This window comes from Neobacillus drentensis (assembly GCF_021560175.1).
Classification (GTDB): Bacteria; Bacillota; Bacilli; order Bacillales; family Cytobacillaceae; genus Neobacillus; species Neobacillus drentensis_A.
This window is the reverse complement of sequence record NZ_CP091110.1, coordinates 3,685,675-3,704,329: the sequence shown is the minus strand read 5'-3', so window position 1 is coordinate 3,704,329 and position 18,655 is coordinate 3,685,675. Positions and strand designations below refer to the sequence as shown.

Annotated in this window: 13 protein-coding genes; all 13 read left to right on the top strand. The window is 37.4% G+C overall.

Going from position 1 to position 18,655, the window contains the following annotated elements; all coding sequences use genetic code 11:
• Positions 1-61: 61 nt before the first annotated feature.
• The 13 genes from L1999_RS17315 to L1999_RS17255 all read left to right on the top strand — a co-directional run bounded on the left by L1999_RS17315 (position 62) and on the right by L1999_RS17255 (position 18,645).
• Entirely contained in the window at positions 62-1,498 is a 1,437-nt protein-coding gene (locus L1999_RS17315) for a family 43 glycosylhydrolase (RefSeq protein ID WP_235739691.1), read from the top strand.
• A gap of 119 nt (positions 1,499-1,617) precedes the next feature.
• Entirely contained in the window at positions 1,618-3,036 is a 1,419-nt protein-coding gene (locus tag L1999_RS17310) for an MFS transporter (protein WP_235739690.1), read from the top strand.
• 139 nt (positions 3,037-3,175) lie between these two features.
• Entirely contained in the window at positions 3,176-3,487 is a 312-nt protein-coding gene (locus tag L1999_RS17305; protein WP_235739689.1) for a hypothetical protein, read from the top strand.
• Positions 3,488-3,718: 231 nt separating this feature from the next.
• Positions 3,719-5,002, top strand: coding sequence for an ABC transporter substrate-binding protein (locus L1999_RS17300; protein ID WP_235739688.1), 1,284 nt, complete (start codon positions 3,719-3,721; stop codon positions 5,000-5,002).
• An 83-nt stretch (positions 5,003-5,085) separates the two neighbouring features.
• The gene (locus L1999_RS17295; protein WP_235739687.1) at positions 5,086-6,045 is read left to right on the top strand and encodes a carbohydrate ABC transporter permease; all 960 of its coding nucleotides are present in this window, start codon (positions 5,086-5,088) and stop codon (positions 6,043-6,045) included.
• A complete protein-coding gene (locus L1999_RS17290; protein WP_235739686.1) occupies positions 6,035-6,871 on the top strand; it encodes a carbohydrate ABC transporter permease in 837 nt (278 codons plus the stop codon). Before L1999_RS17295 ends, L1999_RS17290 begins: the two co-directional genes overlap by 11 nt.
• 234 nt (positions 6,872-7,105) lie before the next feature.
• Positions 7,106-8,812 (top strand): cache domain-containing sensor histidine kinase, encoded by a 1,707-nt coding sequence (locus L1999_RS17285; RefSeq protein WP_235739685.1) that lies wholly within the window; start codon positions 7,106-7,108, stop codon positions 8,810-8,812.
• A gap of 256 nt (positions 8,813-9,068) precedes the next feature.
• On the top strand, positions 9,069-10,607 hold the full coding sequence (locus L1999_RS17280) for a DUF5060 domain-containing protein (RefSeq protein WP_235739684.1): 1,539 nt from the start codon (positions 9,069-9,071) through the stop codon (positions 10,605-10,607).
• 31 nt (positions 10,608-10,638) lie between these two features.
• On the top strand, positions 10,639-12,231 hold the full coding sequence (locus L1999_RS17275) for a response regulator (RefSeq protein WP_235739683.1): 1,593 nt from the start codon (positions 10,639-10,641) through the stop codon (positions 12,229-12,231).
• A 194-nt stretch (positions 12,232-12,425) separates the two neighbouring features.
• Positions 12,426-13,532, top strand: coding sequence for a family 43 glycosylhydrolase (locus L1999_RS17270; RefSeq protein ID WP_235739682.1), 1,107 nt, complete (start codon positions 12,426-12,428; stop codon positions 13,530-13,532).
• Positions 13,533-13,901: 369 nt separating this feature from the next.
• The gene (locus L1999_RS17265) at positions 13,902-15,962 is read left to right on the top strand and encodes a beta-galactosidase GanA (RefSeq protein WP_235739681.1); all 2,061 of its coding nucleotides are present in this window, start codon (positions 13,902-13,904) and stop codon (positions 15,960-15,962) included.
• Positions 15,956-16,138, top strand: a complete 183-nt coding sequence (locus L1999_RS17260) for a hypothetical protein (RefSeq protein ID WP_235739680.1) — start codon at positions 15,956-15,958, stop codon at positions 16,136-16,138. The genes L1999_RS17265 and L1999_RS17260 overlap by 7 nt, the downstream gene beginning before the upstream one ends.
• A gap of 176 nt (positions 16,139-16,314) precedes the next feature.
• Positions 16,315-18,645 carry an alpha-L-rhamnosidase-related protein gene (locus tag L1999_RS17255; protein ID WP_235739679.1) on the top strand — a complete coding sequence of 777 codons (2,331 nt, stop codon included), beginning with the start codon at positions 16,315-16,317 and terminating at the stop codon, positions 18,643-18,645.
• The last annotated feature ends 10 nt before the right edge of the window (positions 18,646-18,655 follow it).

Below are 18,655 nucleotides of genomic sequence, written 5' to 3'. Positions count from 1 at the left end.
GGACACATTTGAAGTTGTTTTTTTAAATACGAAATTCACTGCTTCTCTTTAAGGAGGATATATGAAAAAGCAAGTGTTTAATCCATTCCTTCCGAGTTATGAGTATATACCTGATGGGGAACCCTATGTTTTTGGTGATAGACTATTTGTTTATGGCTCCCACGACAAGTTCAATGGGGAAAGATTCTGCGAAAACGATTATGTTTGCTGGTCTGCTCCATTAGATAGTCTTTATGATTGGCGATACGAAGGAATTATCTACCGCAAAAATCAAGATCCAATGAACACGGATGGTACTAGATGTTTGTTTGCACCAGATATTCAACAAGGACCAGATGGCCGCTATTACCTCTACTACGCCCTTGATATGCTAGGAGTCATGTCTGTCGCCGTTTGTGATACCCCGGCTGGCACTTTCCAATACTATGGTTCCGTTAGGTATCAAAATGGAAAATTAGTAGGGGAAAGCAATGATGATATATTTCAATTTGATCCAGGAATTTTTATGGATGATGATGGCCGAATTTACCTATATTCAGGCTTTGGGCCAGAGGATAGTGAGCAATGCGATCAGTTGTTTAAAAGCCGTAAGTATGAAGGGGCTTATTGCTTTGAATTGGAGCCGGATATGCTGACTGTAAAGGCAGGCCCGAAGTTGATTTTACCAAAGGTAGGACATGCCAATGGGACTAGTTTTATAGGACATGAGTTTTTTGAAGCGAGTTCGATGCGAAAAATAGGCAATACCTATTACTTTATCTACTCCTCCATAAATAGTCATGAATTGTGCTATGCAACAAGTGACAGGCCGGATGGCGGTTTTGTATATGGAGGGACCATTATTAGTAAAGGAGATATTTTTCTGAATGGCAGAACGGAAGTGGAAAGGCTAAATTACACAGGCAACAACCATGGTAGCATGGTTGAAATAAATGACCAGTGGTATGTTTTTTATCATAGACAAACCAATAAGCATGCGTTTTCACGACAAGCTTGTGCAGAAAAAATTGATATAGATAAAAGCGGATACATTAAACAAGTAGAGATGACAAGCTGTGGACTCAACGACGGTCCGCTTGTTGGTATAGGCGAATACGGAGCTTTTATCGCCTGCAATCTATATTCAAAGCTTGGGGCATGCCACATTAGCACGTACCTAGAAGACTATGAGATTCATCCATACTTTACACAAAGCGGCATAGACCGTGAAGAGCACCGTGATCAATATATTGCCAACATGCAAGATGGAGCGGTTGCGGGATTTAAATACTTCGATTTGCAAGAAACTACAAAGATCTCGTTGCAGGTTCGAGGGAATGCAAGAGGGGAAATGATCGTACTATCCAGTGTCGGAGGAAAAATAGTTACCCGGATTCCAATCGACGCGGGTGATACTTATCAAAATTTTGAAGGTGCACTGGAAGTAAAAGAGGCTGTATCTGCTTTGTTTTTTCAGTTCAAAGGCACAGGGAAGTTGACTTTAAATCGTTTACACTAGGCTAAAGTTGAAGTAGGCTGCTTATGATTCGTTCAATTTTGTAACATAAACAGACTGTTTGCCGGCTATAATGTGCACAAAACCAATGGCTTTAATAAAACTATGAATGGGGAATTACGATGGAAGCCACAAAAGCGATTAAAACTGTAGATATTGAAGATTTTGAAGCACCAAAACTAAAGCTAGGTGAAAAGATAGCCCTCGTGGTCGGCGGTGCGCCTAATACGTTTCATACTCAAATGACGCAAATGTATTTACTTTTCTTCTACACTGACATTATGAAAATTAAACCCGCTTATATAGCAGTACTATTTCTAGTTATTCGTATTTTGGATGCAATCATAGCGCCATTTTTCGGCGCTTTTATAGATAAAGTGAAAACCCCATGGGGGAAATACACACCATGGTTTATCATCTTAGGAGTCCCTTTTGGTATTACAGGATGGTTAACTTTTACTAATCCAAATTTAAGTCCGACCGGAAATTTAGTGTACGCCATTAGTACTTATATTTTTTATAGTGTTATATCAGCAATCATCTCTTTACCAGGAGGCGCAGTAGTCCCGACTGTGACGAAAAGAGTGGATGAAAGGGTATCATTAGGGCAATTAGGATATCTATCTATTATGGCTGGAGCTTTAGTTGTTGCCGTAGGTGCAGTACCCTTATACAAGACTTTAGGAGGCGGGAATGATGCTAAAGGATTTTCTTTATTGATGGCAATTGCTGGTGTTTTCACTGTATTAGTAGCAATTTACCAGGGATCAAAAATAAAGGAAAGATATATGGTAGAAACAAAAAGAGATGGAAAGTCACCCTCATTTAAACAAATTTTTGCAGCTACTTTTACAAATAAAACGGCTGTCATCATTTATTTGAGTCTATTTGGAGCTACCTTATCAGCTGGGGTAAGGGCTGCTGTTCAAATTCACTTTTTTAAATACTTTTTCCACAATGAAGGCTTAATGGCAATAATGGGAATCATTGGTTTGGTACCTGCCCTTATTGGTGTAGCCTTAAGTCATATAGTCATTAAGCGTTTTGGATTAAAAGTTACCATTTTAACGAGCGTTGTTGTAGGACTGATATCAGGACCGATATTGTTATTCATTCCTGCTAATAATACTGGTTTAATCATTTTTATCGTTATTTCAGTTATTACCACATTAATTGGTTCATTGAGTGGTCCTGCTTCGGGGGCATTGATGCCGGCTGCAATCGATTATACCGAGTGGAAAACAGGGATGAATATCAATGCATTTATGAGTTCTATCAGCGGATTTACACAAACATTTGCAACCGCTTTATCAGGTGCGATAGCTGCAGGCGCACTGTCTGTTATTGGTTACGTACCTGGAGTAGAGCAAAGTAGTTCCACCCTCTTTGGGCTTAAAATCGTAATATTTGTTCTACCTTCAATTTTGGGTACACTAGGAATTTCCATCTTATGGTTTGATCTAACAGAGGAAAAGCAAGTTCAGATTGGTAAGGAATTGGCAGAGCGTAGAAAGAATGCACAAGGTAAAATGACAGTCTAATTTGTCATTACATGTACTGTAAAAACAAAGAGTGGCGAATTAAATATGAAACTATCATTTGACATACCGGAGAATAAGAAAATCAGAATAATCTTTTAATTAATTTGGAAATGAGTCAAATGATATATGAGGTGATATCTTGAGAGAATACGAAGTGTTAACTAAAAAGGCTTTGGAGGTAACTCCAAAATGGGTAAAAAACGACATTGAAACCATAATAAACGGATATGATGGTGTTGTCGGAAGTAGTTATATTATTAGCAAGCTACATCAGCTGTACTCACCTGGAATACGCTATTCTATCGCACTTAACATGGGTAATTATGAATGGCACAGAGTTAGTCAGGAACGATTAACTTTTATTGATAATAATCTAGATCTATTAGACCTGATAATAAAAAAATTCCAGGATGTGAAAAGAGAAAAAATAAGACAAGAAAAGCCATATTAACACAGACTTTGGAAACAAAAGTAAGAAAATCGTAGTCTTGTAAAGTAATGGACTAATCTTTGATTAATTTTTTCTATTAAATTTACATCGCATTGACTCACCCAAAGAAAATCTAAAGTATTTGTAGTTTTTCTTATACACCTTAATTTTTTGGAATATTATAATTTTTATATGAAAGCGCGCGCATTCAAATATTAAAATATTTTATATTAAATATCAGGAGGGTCAAAAGTGAAATTTTCCAAGAAAACTAGTCTTGTTCTAATCTTGTTAATTTGCATTTCTCTAATTGTAAGTGCTTGCAGCTCTACCAACGAGGCAACCTCTAACTCATCGTCAGGTTCCAAGTCAGGTGAAAAAATTAATCTCACCTTAATGATCGCCTGGCCAGATGATGTGAATGGGAAACGAGAAGAAGAGTTGGTCACTAAAAAATTCGCTAATAAATATGATATCACATTCAAACCAGTTGATGGTAACGTTTTAAAGACTGTTAAAACTTCGATCGCCGCAGGCGAACCCGTTGACCTTTCTTTTTATTGGACAAGTGGTATGGGAGATTTCACCGAGGGCGATATGGCATTGGATCTCACTCCCTATTTGAAAGCAAATAATAATGAGTGGATGAACACATTCATTGACGGTTCCTTAGACTTGGCAACCATAAAAGGTAAAATATATGCAGTCCCGCAAACCCCTGTATATCCGATGATGATAGCAAATAAAGACCTTTTGGATCAAGCTGGAGTCACAATTCCGGACCAGCCGACATGGGATGAATTCACATCTGCAATGACTAAAGTTAAAGAGAAGTTAGGAATTACACCTCTTGGAATGCAAAGCGATTGGGCAGGCTGGTTGGTAAGAAATAATTTACGTGCAGTATGGCCGAATGATTCAAAAGTTAAAGAATGGTCAGAAGGTAAAATTTCGTTCAATGACCCAGAAGTTGTAAAAGTTTTTGATGCAACAAAGAGGCTCTATGATAAGGGATATGTTTATCCGGGCGAGGGTGCGCTTACCATGACTGGGGATCAAGTTTTGAACGCCTTTAAGTCTAAAAAGATAGCATTTATGGGTTACATTAATTACCTTGCCGGTACAGCGATCAAAAACTCTGGAGTAAAAAATGCACAAATCTTAACCTTCCCGCATATGGGTCCTCGTTCAAAAGTTATGGGTACGGCCAATGGTTTTATGATTCCGGCCAATGCGAAACATCCGGAAGCTTCGATTGAGATCTTGAAATATTTAACTAGTAAGGAAGTTCTTCAGAAACGAGTAGATAACGGTTCGCCGGTTTCGATTAAAGACGTGAAATCTGATGATCCAAAAATTGCACTTTATGCTAGGGACGCTGGGAATCTCTATACTGAGAAAGAAATTACTAGTATTTCTCCACAAATGAATGATTATATCGGTAATAAAATCCCAGCGAATTATATCTTTAATCCCAAGACAACACTGAAAGATCTCGAAAAGCTGAGATTGGATGCCATCAAGCAGAAAAAGTAGTCAGTTCATTAATAGGTGATTACGATAATGGGCATAAACGATTTGTCTTATGCCCATTATCATTTGGAGGAGGAGAGCGCAAGGTGACCAGTCAACCAAAAGGTCAAGCCATAAATATTAAGCAGCAGTCAAAGTACCCAGTGACCAGTAGATCAAAAGGTCGATCCATAAATTTTAAGCAGCGGTTATTAGGGGTTACGTTACTTATGCCAGCAGCTATCTTAATCATATTTACGATGTTAATACCGATTATTTGGAATTTCGTATTATCTTTTGCGGATTGGAGTCCATTATCAGGTCTTAAAATTGTGGGTTTGGCAAATTATAGCCAACTAATCCATGATTCGATTACCCTCAAAGGATTTGGATATTCCATTTTTATCGCAGTTATCTCTTCCGTGATTGCTATACTTGGAGGGCTAGTGCTCGCATTAATGGTGTATAAGATTAGCGATAAGCAGGGATCGGTATTTCGATTGATTTTCTTTACACCAAGCATGATGCCTTTTGTCGTCATCGGATTATTGTTTACTTTTATTTTAAGCCCTGACGGACTAATAAACCAATTTTTAAAAATAATCGGATTGGGAAGTTTAGGACAAGCCTGGCTAGCAAAACCTGGACTTGTTCTGTGGACATTGGCTGTCGTAAGCGGCTGGAAAGGTACTGGTTCCGTTATGATGCTTTTCTATACAGCCATTGTTACAATTCCGGCTTCTATGTTTGAAGCTGCAAGACTCGAAGGAGCAAACTACTTCCGCCAAATCCAAATGATTATCCTGCCGCTTATCAAGCCAACGATCGGTTTAGTATCAATGTTGGTGATCATCGGTGCCTTTAAAGCCTATGATTTCGTCTATACGATGACAAAAGGTGGACCCGGTGATTATTCGAAAATCGTACCAATCCAGATGTTGGATGTAGGTTTCCGTTTTAATCAATTCGGATATGCAGCAACTATCGGTGTAGTGTTTACTATTCTCGTTGCCATTATTATTTTCATTTCTCAAAAGCTATCAAAGGGTGATGTTTATGAATACTAGAAGAGAGAATTCCCCCATATTCATTCGTCTTTCTCTTATTATATTTGCAGTAGTCAACATCTATCCGGTTCTTTTTACTATATCCACCTCTTTTAAAACAACAGAAGAGTTTTATTCGAATTTATGGTCATTACCTACCAAATTCCATACTGAGAATTATGTTGAGGCATTTAAGGTTGGGCATATAGGAGATTATTTAGTAAACAGCGTCGTTATTGCGGTTGTAACGCTGTTTACCGTAACAGTGTTGGCAACCTTTGCAGCTTTTGCTTTGGCTAGATTACGCGTCCCGTTCGCAGGAGCGTTCGTAAGCTTTTTATTTATCTTGATGATCTTGCCGCCGGAGTCTATGATTATACCCCTATATATGATGATGGCTAAATTAAAAATGATAAATGTCACTTATCTTCCGATAATTGTCGCCTATGTAGGATGGTTGATGCCGGGAAGTATCGTTATCTTGTATAATTTTTTCCGGACGATACCCGAAGAATTAATAGAATCGGCGAGAATGGACGGCTGCAGTGAATTAGGATTGCTATTCAGAATTGTCTTTCCATTATCAAGCGGTGCCGTCGCCACATGTACGGTGTTTAATTTTGCATTTGTATGGGGAGAGTTAATGTGGGCACAAATTGCTACTTTGACGACAGATAAAGGCATTCCGCTATCTGTTGGTCTCGTAAATTTTCAAGGGGAGTACACAACAAACTGGGGATTAATGACTGCCGGAATATGTTTGATCATAATTCCGCTTATTGTTCTCTTTATCTTTCTGCAACGCTATTTTGTTCAAGGTCTAACTGCAGGAGCCGTCAAAGGGTAGAGTGTCTGTTTGCAGGGTTTAAAAAAATCAGGCCGGAAATAAATTCGATTGGGCCTAAACGTTGAATCTTAAGGTACGGCGAAGAAAATATAACAGTTGACTTTGTATTTATCACTTGGTGCCTTATGGGAACTTAATTGTCCATCTCAGGCAAGGTAAGAAGAACGGCTCGGTGCTGCGAAGCCGTTCTATTTGTATATAAAAAAGACTTCCTGGAGTGTGGTTAAATTCATCATGAAGTTCAAGGATCTGTCTTTAAGTTTAAAATTATATATCTCAATATTGGTATTAATTATCATTCCTTTAATCATTGTAGGAATCTATTTGAATCATCAATTTTCCCAATTTGCACTGAACAAAGCAAGCGAAAATGCGCTTCAAACGTTGAAGCAAACCGAAAATAGTTTTGATTCACTGGTCACGGATACGAACGATATTTCGGTTCGAATTCTGTCGAATGAGTTGGTACAAGAGTACACCAAAGGCAAAATGGGCGACCAAGCGGAATATGAAAAAATGTATTGGAATATTAGCGACTGGGTTGATAACGTAGTTGGATCAAAAAATTACTTTGATTCGATAAGTCTGTACTCCCTAAACCATGTCATTTTTCATAGAGGAAGGCAAGCTCAGGACTTGGATCAAAAGATATTTGGGCGTGCTAATCGGCTCAAAGGAAGAGGCTACTGGGAAACCTCTTCGGGAAAAATCAGTTATTATCGTGCTATTATGGACATGCAAAGCTTGGGAAGGATGCTTGGTATAGAAAGATTCGATATTCGAGAAGAATCGCTCTACCAATTTTACAAAAAAATGAATTCTTATTCCGGTTCTCAAATCTTTCTAATAGACTCGTCCGGACGGGTCTTATCTTCAACGGAAAGAAATCGGATGGGCGAAAACCTTGATCACATCGATTATGTTCGGAAAACACTGCATTTGAAAAATGGTTATTTTACTGCCCGTATTCAAGGAGAAAGGAGTATTGTGCTCTTTTATACAATTGAGGCAACAAATTGGACACTGATACAAAGCATTCCGGAACATTCGTTCACGTCAGTTAAAACTACGATTAATACCATTTTGTTCATTGTCATACTGTTATGCATATTTTTTGGTATTCTGTTTTCTTTCGTCCAGCACAAATATATGGTTAAGCCGTTGCGAAATTTACAAAAGGAAATGGAGAAACTTAAAACTGGTAATTTTGATATTTCATTGAACATTGATTCAAAAGATGAAATGGGGGAAGTGAGCAATGGATTTGTGAGGATGGCAAAGCAGTTGAATAATACGATAAATGACGTTTATTTAACAAAAATCAAGCAAAGAGAGGCTGAATTAAAAGCTTTAGAATCTCAAATAAACCCTCATTTCTTATACAATACATTGGATTCTATTCATTGGCTGGCAATTAAGCATAAAAACTATGATGTTAGCGAGCAAATTGAAGCCCTAGCAGATATATTCAAGCATGTTCTGAATAAGGGAGAACCCTTTGTTACTCTTCGCCAAGAGGTTGACTTCTTGGAAAATTATATGTTTATTCAAAAACAAAAGTATGGGAAACGCTTGCAGCTTCACATTGATATACCTCCTGAAATTTTGGACTATAAAATGCCAAAATTAGTGCTTCAACCGTTAGTTGAGAATGCGATTATACACGGGTTAGAGCAGGTAATTGAAGGTGGCTTAATTGAAATAAATATTAACAGAGTGGATAAAGGGCTTAAATTTATTGTTTCCGATAATGGTGTTGGCGTTGATGAAGATGAAATTAAACAAATGATGAGTAATATCAAAGAGGCGAAACATGTATTCGCATTAAAAAATATAGACGACCGAATCAAAATCAATTATGGACAAGAATATGGTCTCTCTTTTACTAGTAAGAGTGGGGTTGGCACTAGAGTAGAAGTACTTATTCCACTTGTAGAATAAAGGAAATTTTGTTACTACAAAAAAACATATGTAAAAGTATCTAACAAACTGAGGCTTTACCTTCTAATTTCATTATTATGTAAAATTTTTATAACATAAACAAATAAATTGAAATATTAATTGGTGTGTTTATGCGAAAATATTTCTAGCAAGCTTGAACAATTCCAATATCGAATTTCTAGTTTTAGTAGGTTTAAAAATGAAAGTGATATTAAAAGAATTGGATCATGGATTTATTTAGAGAGGAGTAAACAAAATGATACAAATTGAAAAATATAATATTTTTGAGAGAAGTATTAATGGGCCAAAGCCAACTAAATCAAACGTTAAAGTAGATTTTATTGGAACATTTAGTAAAGATAATAAAATGGTTGAAGTCAAGGGATTCTACAATGGAAATGGTGAATATGTAGTCCGTTTTATGCCTGATGATTTAGGTGTTTGGCATTATGAATTAAAGCTTAACGCTAAAGAGCTCATTACTGAATCTGGAGAGTTTGAATGTATTAAGCAAACAGGTGAAAATCATGGACCTGCTGTTACCAATGGGATGAAATTTCAATATGCGGATGGTGCAAAGTTTATTCCATTTGGGACCACAATCTATGCATGGATTCATCAACCTAAGGCTCTTATAGAAAAAACAATTGAGACACTATCTAAGAGTCCTTTTAATAAAGTTCGGATGTGTGTGTTTCCAAAAAGTTTGTTTTATAACAATAATGAGCCTGAACTATTTCCTTTTGAAAAAGATAAAGAAGGCAAGTGGGATGTGCATCAGCCAAACTTCGAATTCTGGAACCATCTGGAAACTCAAGTGAAGGCGCTCTTAGATTTAGGTATTGAAGCTGACTTAATTTTATTCCATCCATATGACAGATGGGGTTTCTCAAAATTAGGTCTACACGATAATCTAACATATCTTGATTATTGTGTAAGAAGGCTAGCTGCTTATAGAAATATTTGGTGGAGTCTGGCAAATGAGTACGACACGGTCTTTAGTATTAACGAAGAAGATTGGGAGGTATTTGGCAAGTTTATAAGTAGTGAAGATGTATACAATCATTTGCTTTCAAATCATAACTTAACTAAAGTCTATGACGCATCAAAACCTTGGATTACGCATTGTTCCATCCAAACAAATAGCTTTCATAAATCGAAAATGTACAGGGATCAGTATCAAAAACCAGTTATGATTGATGAGTGTAGGTATGAAGGTAATATTGAACATAGTTGGGGGAATATAACAGCTTTTGAAATGGTTCATAGATTTTGGGCTGTAATGGTACTTGGCGGCTACTGTACGCATGGTGAAACTTATCATAGGGATGATGAGGTTCTTTGGTGGGCAAAAGGTGGAGAATTACATGGAGAAAGTGTAGAACGCATAGCTTTTCTAAAGAAAATTATGCATGAATTGGAAGGGGAAATACAGCCAGACAAAGATTTGTATAATATGAATCCTAATGAACCGAAAGAAAAGAATGAAAATGAAATTGCATTTGAGAAATTTCTTCTCACTCTTGATCCTGTAGAATTTGATACTTTTAGGTTTGGTAGCATTACTAACTTTTCTGGAAGACATGAGGATAAATATATTATTAAATATTTAGGGCGAGAACGTCCTTGTATCATTAATTTAGAACTTCCAGATAATAGTGAAGAATATAGGGTAGAAGTAATAGATATTTGGGATATGACACGTGAAACTGTTGTTGAAAAAGCAACTGGAAAGCAATTACTAGATTTACCAGGTAAAGAAGGTATAGCCGTTCTGGCAACAAAGGTATCATGAGAGATTAATTAATAATTGCGGGTGATACGGAATGAAGTTGATGATAGCAGATGATGATGAGCAGATCAGGTCAGGGATTGAACAAGGAATTGATTGGTCAGCTTTGGACATTAAACAGGTTATTACCGCCTCTAATGGGCTTGAGGCGGTGCAACTTTTTACTGAGTTTCTGCCGGAGATCGTTATTACGGATATCAGAATGCCTGGAATGGACGGCTTGGAGCTGCTGAGGAAAATTAAGGAGAAGAAACCGCAGACGAGAGTGATCATTCTTAGTGGATATAACGATTTTGATTACCTAAAAAAAGCGATTCAATTAGGTGCTGTTGATTATGAAATGAAGCCCATTCGGGCACGGAATTTAATTGCACTCATTAAGAATGTAAAAGAAGAAATTATAAGGCAACGTGTCACGGAACAAGAATTTTATAAATATCTCGATTCGTATAAAACAACTTTTGTAGAAGAATTGATTTCCGGTAAGATTTCGGACCAGTTGATTGTTCTGCAAGGCTTGCAGCAATATTATAATTTTCATGCAACAGGATTGATCCTCTGTATATCCGCACAAATGGATGGTGACTGGAGGAAGAATCAGGATGGATTGAAGAGCGTGGCGGATACGATAAACCATCTGTTTGCAACCAGTGATGTAGCCTCTAGAGGGGTCATTTTATGGTCAAAAGAAGACAAATTCCTACTTTTGATGAGGACGGAAACACAATCTTATCTGTACAATGTTCAATTTGCAAATGAAATGACAAAACGGCTAAGGGTATGGAATCGAGAGTTGAATGCCATTTACCGCATCTCATTCTCGGCTGGAATCAGCAGTCCGGGCAGCGTTTCAGAGTTTAGTAAAATCTATCACGAAGCAAACCAAGCATTATGTATGCGACTTTACGAGGGGTCTAATTCTATCAAAGTGTACGACAGATTCATGGAATTAAAAAGTAGTATGATAATTGGTTTGCTAGAGAATATAGATTTCATATTGAAATTGTCCCAAGGGGACTTTGCTACTATAGTAATGTTGGTTAATAGTGAATATGACCGCCTTAAGAAAGAAAGAAATTATAGTAGAAAAAGTGTTTCCGCCTATTCCCGTAAATTGCTTCAACTAATAATGGTCACAGTAAGTAACATCCCAGTTGATATGATCTATGACATTCAGGGGCAAATAGAATTCATTGAAGGTAATGAGGAAATTCTAGTAATTGATGAATTCAGGAATATAGCTGTTCAGGTTGTTGAAGAGATTGGCAAAAGGTTATCAAAGGATCTCAGTCCGGCAATGAACCGTGCGGATGAGTTTATCCGTAAAAACTATACATGTGATCTTACGGTAGGGATGGTTGCCGAGCATGTCGGGAAAACACCAAACTATTTTAGTCATCTCTTTAAAAGAGAATTTGGAATCTCCTTCAAGGAATATGTGACCCGTTTAAGGATAGACAAAGCGAAAGAACTTATTCTCAATACAAATGAGCTCATCTACGAAATTAGCGAGAAAGTAGGTTTTTGTGATTACACATATTTTACGCAGGTTTTTAAGAAAATGGAGGGGTTTTCACCTGCTGAATTAAGAAAAAGATCTTCGGAAAATGTAGTGATTGGGGAATAAATGCCAACTAATTTATACATGTATTAATGAGATATTTGAAGACCCTGAGGACTCTATTTTATTCTAATTTTAAGGGGCAGCCTCCAATTAATATAATCTAGATTTTTTATAACATAACCAAATTTATTGAAATAAAGATAACTAGTTTTATGCGAAAATGTAGGAAAAGATAGAAAGAGAGAAGTGAGTATAAAATGCAATATAATTCAATCAGACCAGGACAAGTTTGGTTAGATACCGATGGAAAGCGCATTCAGGCGCATGGGGGATCTATCATTACTGTAGGAGATACTTTTTATTGGTATGGTGAAAATAAAGAAAACACAAAGGCTGGAAATGGAATTTGGCATTGGGGAGTTAAATGCTATGCATCAAAAGATTTGTATAACTGGGAAGACAAAGGAATCATCATTCCTCCTAATGAAGAAGATGAGAACTCTCCCCTGCATCCTTCTCAATTCATGGATAGACCACATATTATTTTTAATGAAAAAACAGGTAAGTTTGTATGTTGGCTGAAGATTATGAAAAAAGAAGGAAAACAGGAATCAACGGTTTTGATTAGTGACCATATTTTAGGACCATATACCATGGTGAAAAGTGGTCTCCGTCCATTAAATATGAGTGCCGGTGATTTTGATTTGGTCTTGGCGCCAGATGGAAAGGCTTACTACTATTTTGAAAGAGTTCATAGTGAACTTGTATGTGCCGATTTAACAGAAGATTTCACGGATGTAACTGGTTATTATTCTACTCATTTTCCAAATATCCAACCTCCATATGTTCGTGAGGCACCAGCTTACTTTTATAGGAATGGACTACACTACTTGTTCACATCCGGCACAACAGGATATCATCCAAACCCATCGGAGGTCGCTCGTGCCAAAACTTTTCATGGTCCATGGGAGATTTTGGGGAATCCGCATACAGAGGATCCTACCTGCACTTCATTTAATTCACAGATCACCTCTGTATTTAAACATCCGTTTAAAAAAGATTTGTATATTGCATTGGCGGATAGATGGCTTCCAAAACTTCCGGAGATAATCGGAGAAGATTTTTATAATGGTAATAGGTATCGAACAGTTGAAGAGAGATTTAAATTATTATTTGGGCCAGATAGAGATACTGTTATATCGGGAGAATCTCAAAATAAACAGGATGCAGAAAGACAAGAATATGGCCTAGATTTAGATGTTGATACTTCAGTATCAGATTATGTATGGCTTCCTGTAAGATTTGATGGTGAGATGGCTTATATAGACTGGAAAGATGAATGGAAAGTGGAAGATTATGAATAACCGTCATCCAGAGTCGATCGAAGTTGATAAGATCAAACCAAATCCAAGACTTGCTCAATTGGACATACTTGAAAACAATTAAATAATAAAGAATTCTATTCCTTTGAAATTATATCTCATAGGATGGAGAAAAAATGCATATGAACGAATTGAAATTATATGATTTAACTTTGAACCGCAGCTTAGCAAGCTTCAATGGGGTTTAAAAGTCTTCCAGGTGTTCCCGTAATAATGTGAAGGGTTCGAGGAGAGACTGTAGAGCGGAATAAAGAAGTGGGGAGCTTGGCTTAACCGGTGCGATGAAGTTATAGCGAACTTGGTCCAGACGATAAGCGATGGGCGACTGACCAGATGAATTGGGGAGAGACGATGACAAAGTTTCATAGAACATATACTACTAAAGCTAATTTTATGCTTCATGGGGGAGACTACAATCCTGATCAATGGCTAGATAGAACTGATATATTAGCGGATGACATCAAATTGATGAAGTTTGCCCATACGAATACTTTTTCTGTTGGCATTTTTGCCTGGGCTGCATTAGAGCCGGAAGAAGGAGTATATAACTTTGAGTGGTTAGATAAAATTTTTGATGATATCTACGGTATAGGAGGACGAGTGATTTTAGCCACACCAAGTGGGGCTCGTCCTGCTTGGATGTCTCAAAAATACCCTGAAGTACTGCGAGTTAATTCAGCAAGAGTGAAGCAGCTGCATGGAGCAAGACATAATCATTGCTTTACTTCACCGATTTATCGTGAAAAAACTCAGAAGATCAACCGCCTGTTAGCTGAAAGATACGGTCAGCATCCTGCTTTGTTAATGTGGCATATCTCAAACGAATATGGCGGCGAATGCCATTGTCATCTATGTCAGGAAGCCTTCAGAAACTGGTTAAAAGAGAAATATCCTGACCTTAAATCCTTGAATCATGCTTGGTGGGGTCCATTTTGGAGCCACACTGTTACAGATTGGTCACAAATCGAATCTCCTTCTCCAATTGGAGAAAATACGGTACACGGATTAAACCTTGACTGGCGCAGATTTGTAACCGATCAGACGATTGATTTCTTTGAGAATGAGATTATCCCCATAAAGGAAGTTACACCTGAAATTCCAGTTTCGACGAATTTCATGGCGGATACACATGAACTCATTCCGTTCCAAGCTCTTGACTATAGCAAGTTTGCGAAACATCTTGATGTGATCAGCTGGGATGCCTACCCTGCTTGGCACAATAATTGGGAGAGTACAGCTGACTTGGCAATGAGAGTAGGATTCATAGATGACTTGTATCGCAGTCTTAAACAGCAGCCGTTTATTTTAATGGAATCTACTCCGAGTCTTGTAAACTGGCATCAAGTGAATAAAGCAAAACGACCAGGAATGCATCTGCTTTCCTCCATGCAAATGGTGGCACATGGCTCGGACAGCGTCATGTACTTCCAATGGCGTAAGTCACGAGGTTCTGCGGAAAAATTCCATGGTGCGGTTGTTGACCATGATAATAGCTTGGATAACCGTGTGTTCCAAGAGGTTGCAAAATTGGGGGGGATCTTGGAAAAGATTTCTGATGTAGTGGGAACAAATCGCCCTTCAGACGTTGCTATTCTTTATGATTGGGAAAGCAATTGGGCCCTTAACGATGCATCAGGCTTTGGTTTAAAAACGAAACGGTATCCGCAAACCTTGCAGACACATTACCGAACTTTTTGGGAAATGGATATTCCTGTCGACGTCATTACCAAAGACCAGGATTTCACCTCGTATAAATTATTAATTGTGCCAATGCTATACTTAGTAAGCGAAGAAACGATTTCACGCTTGAAGAAATATGTAGCCAGCGGCGGTACGTTAGTCATGACCTACATAAGCGGAATTGTTAATGAACATGATTTAACGTATTTAGGGGGCTGGCACAAAGACCTTCAAGAGATTTTTGGAATGATTCCTGTTGAAACCGATACGCTGTATCCAAATGATTGCAATGCAGTCCATTTCAATGGTAAATCGTATGAGTTAAAAGATTATGCAACAGTTATTCAATTAAATGCAGCTAAAACAGAAGCCCATTATGTGCAGGATTTTTACGCGAATACACCGGCTGTTACAAGCAACGTATTTCAGAAGGGAAAAACCTATTATATTGGCGCCCGGTTAGAGGATGATTTCCATCGTGAATTCTATTCGGGGCTAATAAACGAATTAGCGATTAAACCTGCTGCTTCCGTTAAGCACGGTAAGGGAGTATCTGTACAAGTGAGACAATCCCCTGAGTGTGACTATATTTTCATAATGAACTTTACGGAGGAAGACCAAACCGTCGTGCTTGAATCTGCTGTTAAAGATATGGTCACTGGAGAACAATTGTCTGGTGAAGTTGTTTTAGAAAAGTATCAAGTGAGGATTGTGGAAAAAGAAAAATGTTGAGTCTGTTTAAAATGCAAGGAAATCAAAATAAACAGGATGCGGAAAGACAAGAATATGGCCTAGATTTAGATGTTGATACCTCCGTATCAGATTATGTATGGCTAACTGTAAGGTTTGATGGTGAGATGGCTTATATAGACTGGAAAGATGAATGGAAAGTGGAAGATTATGATTAACCGTCAACCAGAGTCGATCGGAGTAGATAAGATCAAACCAGATCCAAGACTTACTCCTAACAATTGCAACATTTTCTAAAAATAAATAGTTAAAGGGAAAATAATAAATGAAAACCTACATTGAAAAAAAGGCCAATTTCTTTAAGTCGGCTAAACCTATTTAGCCTGAGGAATTAATGGGGCAAATGAATTATACTTTAGAATTTAGAGCAGTTATTGACATGCAAAGTTTTGAAACATGCAAACTAAAAATAGCAGTCTCTACCATATATAGAGTTTTTATTAATGGACAGTTTGCAGGTTATGGACCTGCAAGAGCAGCAAAAGGTTACTTCCGGGTTGATGAACTCGATATTTCCGAGAAGCTAGCTAATGGTATAAATATAATTACAATAGAAGTTGCTGCTTATAATGTAGAAAATTACTATATTATGGAACAACCTGAATTTATCCAGGCCGAGCTGTTGTGTAGAGATGTAGTAATTGCTTCAACTCAAGGTAATGGTGTGTTGTTTGAAGCAAGGTTATGCAATGAACGGGTGCAAAAAGTTCCTTTCAACAGCTTTCTAAGAGGATCGTTTGTTGAATATTATAAGCTTGATTCTCGGTATGCAGATTGGAGAACAAAACAGGATTACGATTTGAAGGCTGTCGAATGTCAAGTAGTACCCGAAAAAATATTTTTGCCTCGCGTGGTTGAGTATCCTGAGTTTGCTTTGAAAATGCCAGTTAAAGAAGTTGAAGAGGGCATTTTTAAAGAAGATGAAACAGCAGAAACATCATGGGTCTCGTTATTTACTGATATGGTTGGCCGAGTTAAAAAGGGATATACCATTAATGAATTCGAAGAGGATCCAGCCATTGACCTACAAAAGATTAGGTACTGTCAAAAACTTAAAAGCGACAGTTTTCTCACCAGTGACTCTACAACCGAGTTACATATAGGTTCATACAAAACCTTTGACTTCGGTACCAATTTAACAGGCTTTATCGGTGCAAAAGTAATAGCTGAAGAAAAGACTAAAATTATCATTATATTTGATGAAAAACTTACTGAAGGAGATGTAGACTTCAAACGTGCAGGAATTAATCCTTTTATTGTATATGAACTTGAAACGGGAACATACAACCTAGAGGCATTTGAAGCCTACACTTTAAGATATTTAAAAGTAATGGTATTTGAAGGTTCCTGTAAGATTAGCAATATTCATTTAAGAGAGTTTGCAAACCCAGATGTATTTAAAGCATATTTTTCATGTAGTGATATGAAACTAAGCCCTCTTTTTGAAGCTGGCAGAGAAACATTGTGGCAAAACTCAGTGGATGTTTTTACTGACTGTCCCTCCCGTGAAAGGGGCGGATACCTTTGTGATAGTTTCTTTACTGCAAGAGCCGCTTTTGGATTATCAGGAAACACCAAGGTAGAAAGGAACTTCTTTGAAAACTACCTCTTGGTAGATAGGTTTGATAAATTGCCTGAGAACATGTTGCCAATGTGTTATCCTGCGGATGCTATTGGAATCGTGACAGATTTAAAATCGGAATACGGGGATTTCATTCCAAATTGGTCGCTGTGGTTTGTAGTGCAACTAGAAGAATATCTTAAAAGAAGCGGAGATACAGAGCTTGTAGAGAAATTTAAGCTGAAAGTATTAAGGCTGTTTGAGTATTTTAAAGCTTTTGAAAATGAAAATGGACTTCTTGAAAAACTTGATGGCTGGGTGTTTGTTGAGTGGTCTAAGGCAAATGATTATGTCCAGGATGTCAATTATCCTAGCAATATGCTTTATGCAGGAGCTTTGGCTGCTGCGGGAAGAATTTATAATATGAATGAGTTGATTGAACATTCTTACAGATTAAAAGAGGAAATTAGAAAGCAATCTTATAATGGAACATTTTTTGTAGATAATGCAGTGCGTGAAAATGGTGACCTAAGAGTTACAAAAAACAAATCAGAAGTATGTCAATACTACGCCTTTTTCTTTGAGGTTGCTACACCGGAAACACATAAACATTTATGGAATACATTGTTGACTGAGTTTGGACCTAAAAGAAAGGCAACTGGAGCTCATCCCGATGTAGATCCGGCAAATGCATTTATTGGAAACTATTTAAGGTTGGATTTACTCTCACGATATGGGCTAGGGAAACAATTGGTAGACGAATCCAGCGATTACTTGACTTATATGGTAAATCAAACCGGAACTATTTGGGAGCATGCTGATGATTCTGCAAGCTGCAATCATGGATTTGGATCACATATTGTGTACTGGCTATATAAAAATGTATTAGGTATTAGCGATATTGATGTGTTAAATAAATTTATTTCCCTGAGGTTTGAAGCATCAGACTTGGATTGGTGTGAAGGGAGAGTACCGATAAACAACGGCTTTCTAAGTGTTAAATGGTGGAAAGAAGATAACACTATCTTTTACAGTGTTGAAAAACCGGGAGGATTTAATCTGGAAGTGGAAAATATGACCGGTTTATCCCTTGTTCGTAAATAAATGTGATTTT

Bases quoted from the DNA above. Each gene is read 5' to 3' on its own strand.
- L1999_RS17315 (WP_235739691.1), top strand. From the start codon at position 62: ATGAAAAAGCAAGTGTTTAATCCATTCCTTCCGAGTTATGAGTATATA.
- L1999_RS17310 (WP_235739690.1), top strand. From the start codon at position 1,618: ATGGAAGCCACAAAAGCGATTAAAACTGTAGATATTGAAGATTTTGAA.
- L1999_RS17290 (WP_235739686.1), top strand. From the start codon at position 6,035: ATGAATACTAGAAGAGAGAATTCCCCCATATTCATTCGTCTTTCTCTT.
- L1999_RS17285 (WP_235739685.1), top strand. From the start codon at position 7,106: ATGAAGTTCAAGGATCTGTCTTTAAGTTTAAAATTATATATCTCAATA.
- L1999_RS17280 (WP_235739684.1), top strand. From the start codon at position 9,069: ATGATACAAATTGAAAAATATAATATTTTTGAGAGAAGTATTAATGGG.
- L1999_RS17275 (WP_235739683.1), top strand. From the start codon at position 10,639: ATGAAGTTGATGATAGCAGATGATGATGAGCAGATCAGGTCAGGGATT.
- L1999_RS17270 (WP_235739682.1), top strand. From the start codon at position 12,426: ATGCAATATAATTCAATCAGACCAGGACAAGTTTGGTTAGATACCGAT.
- L1999_RS17265 (WP_235739681.1), top strand. From the start codon at position 13,902: ATGACAAAGTTTCATAGAACATATACTACTAAAGCTAATTTTATGCTT.
- L1999_RS17260 (WP_235739680.1), top strand. From the start codon at position 15,956: ATGTTGAGTCTGTTTAAAATGCAAGGAAATCAAAATAAACAGGATGCG.
- L1999_RS17255 (WP_235739679.1), top strand. From the start codon at position 16,315: ATGGGGCAAATGAATTATACTTTAGAATTTAGAGCAGTTATTGACATG.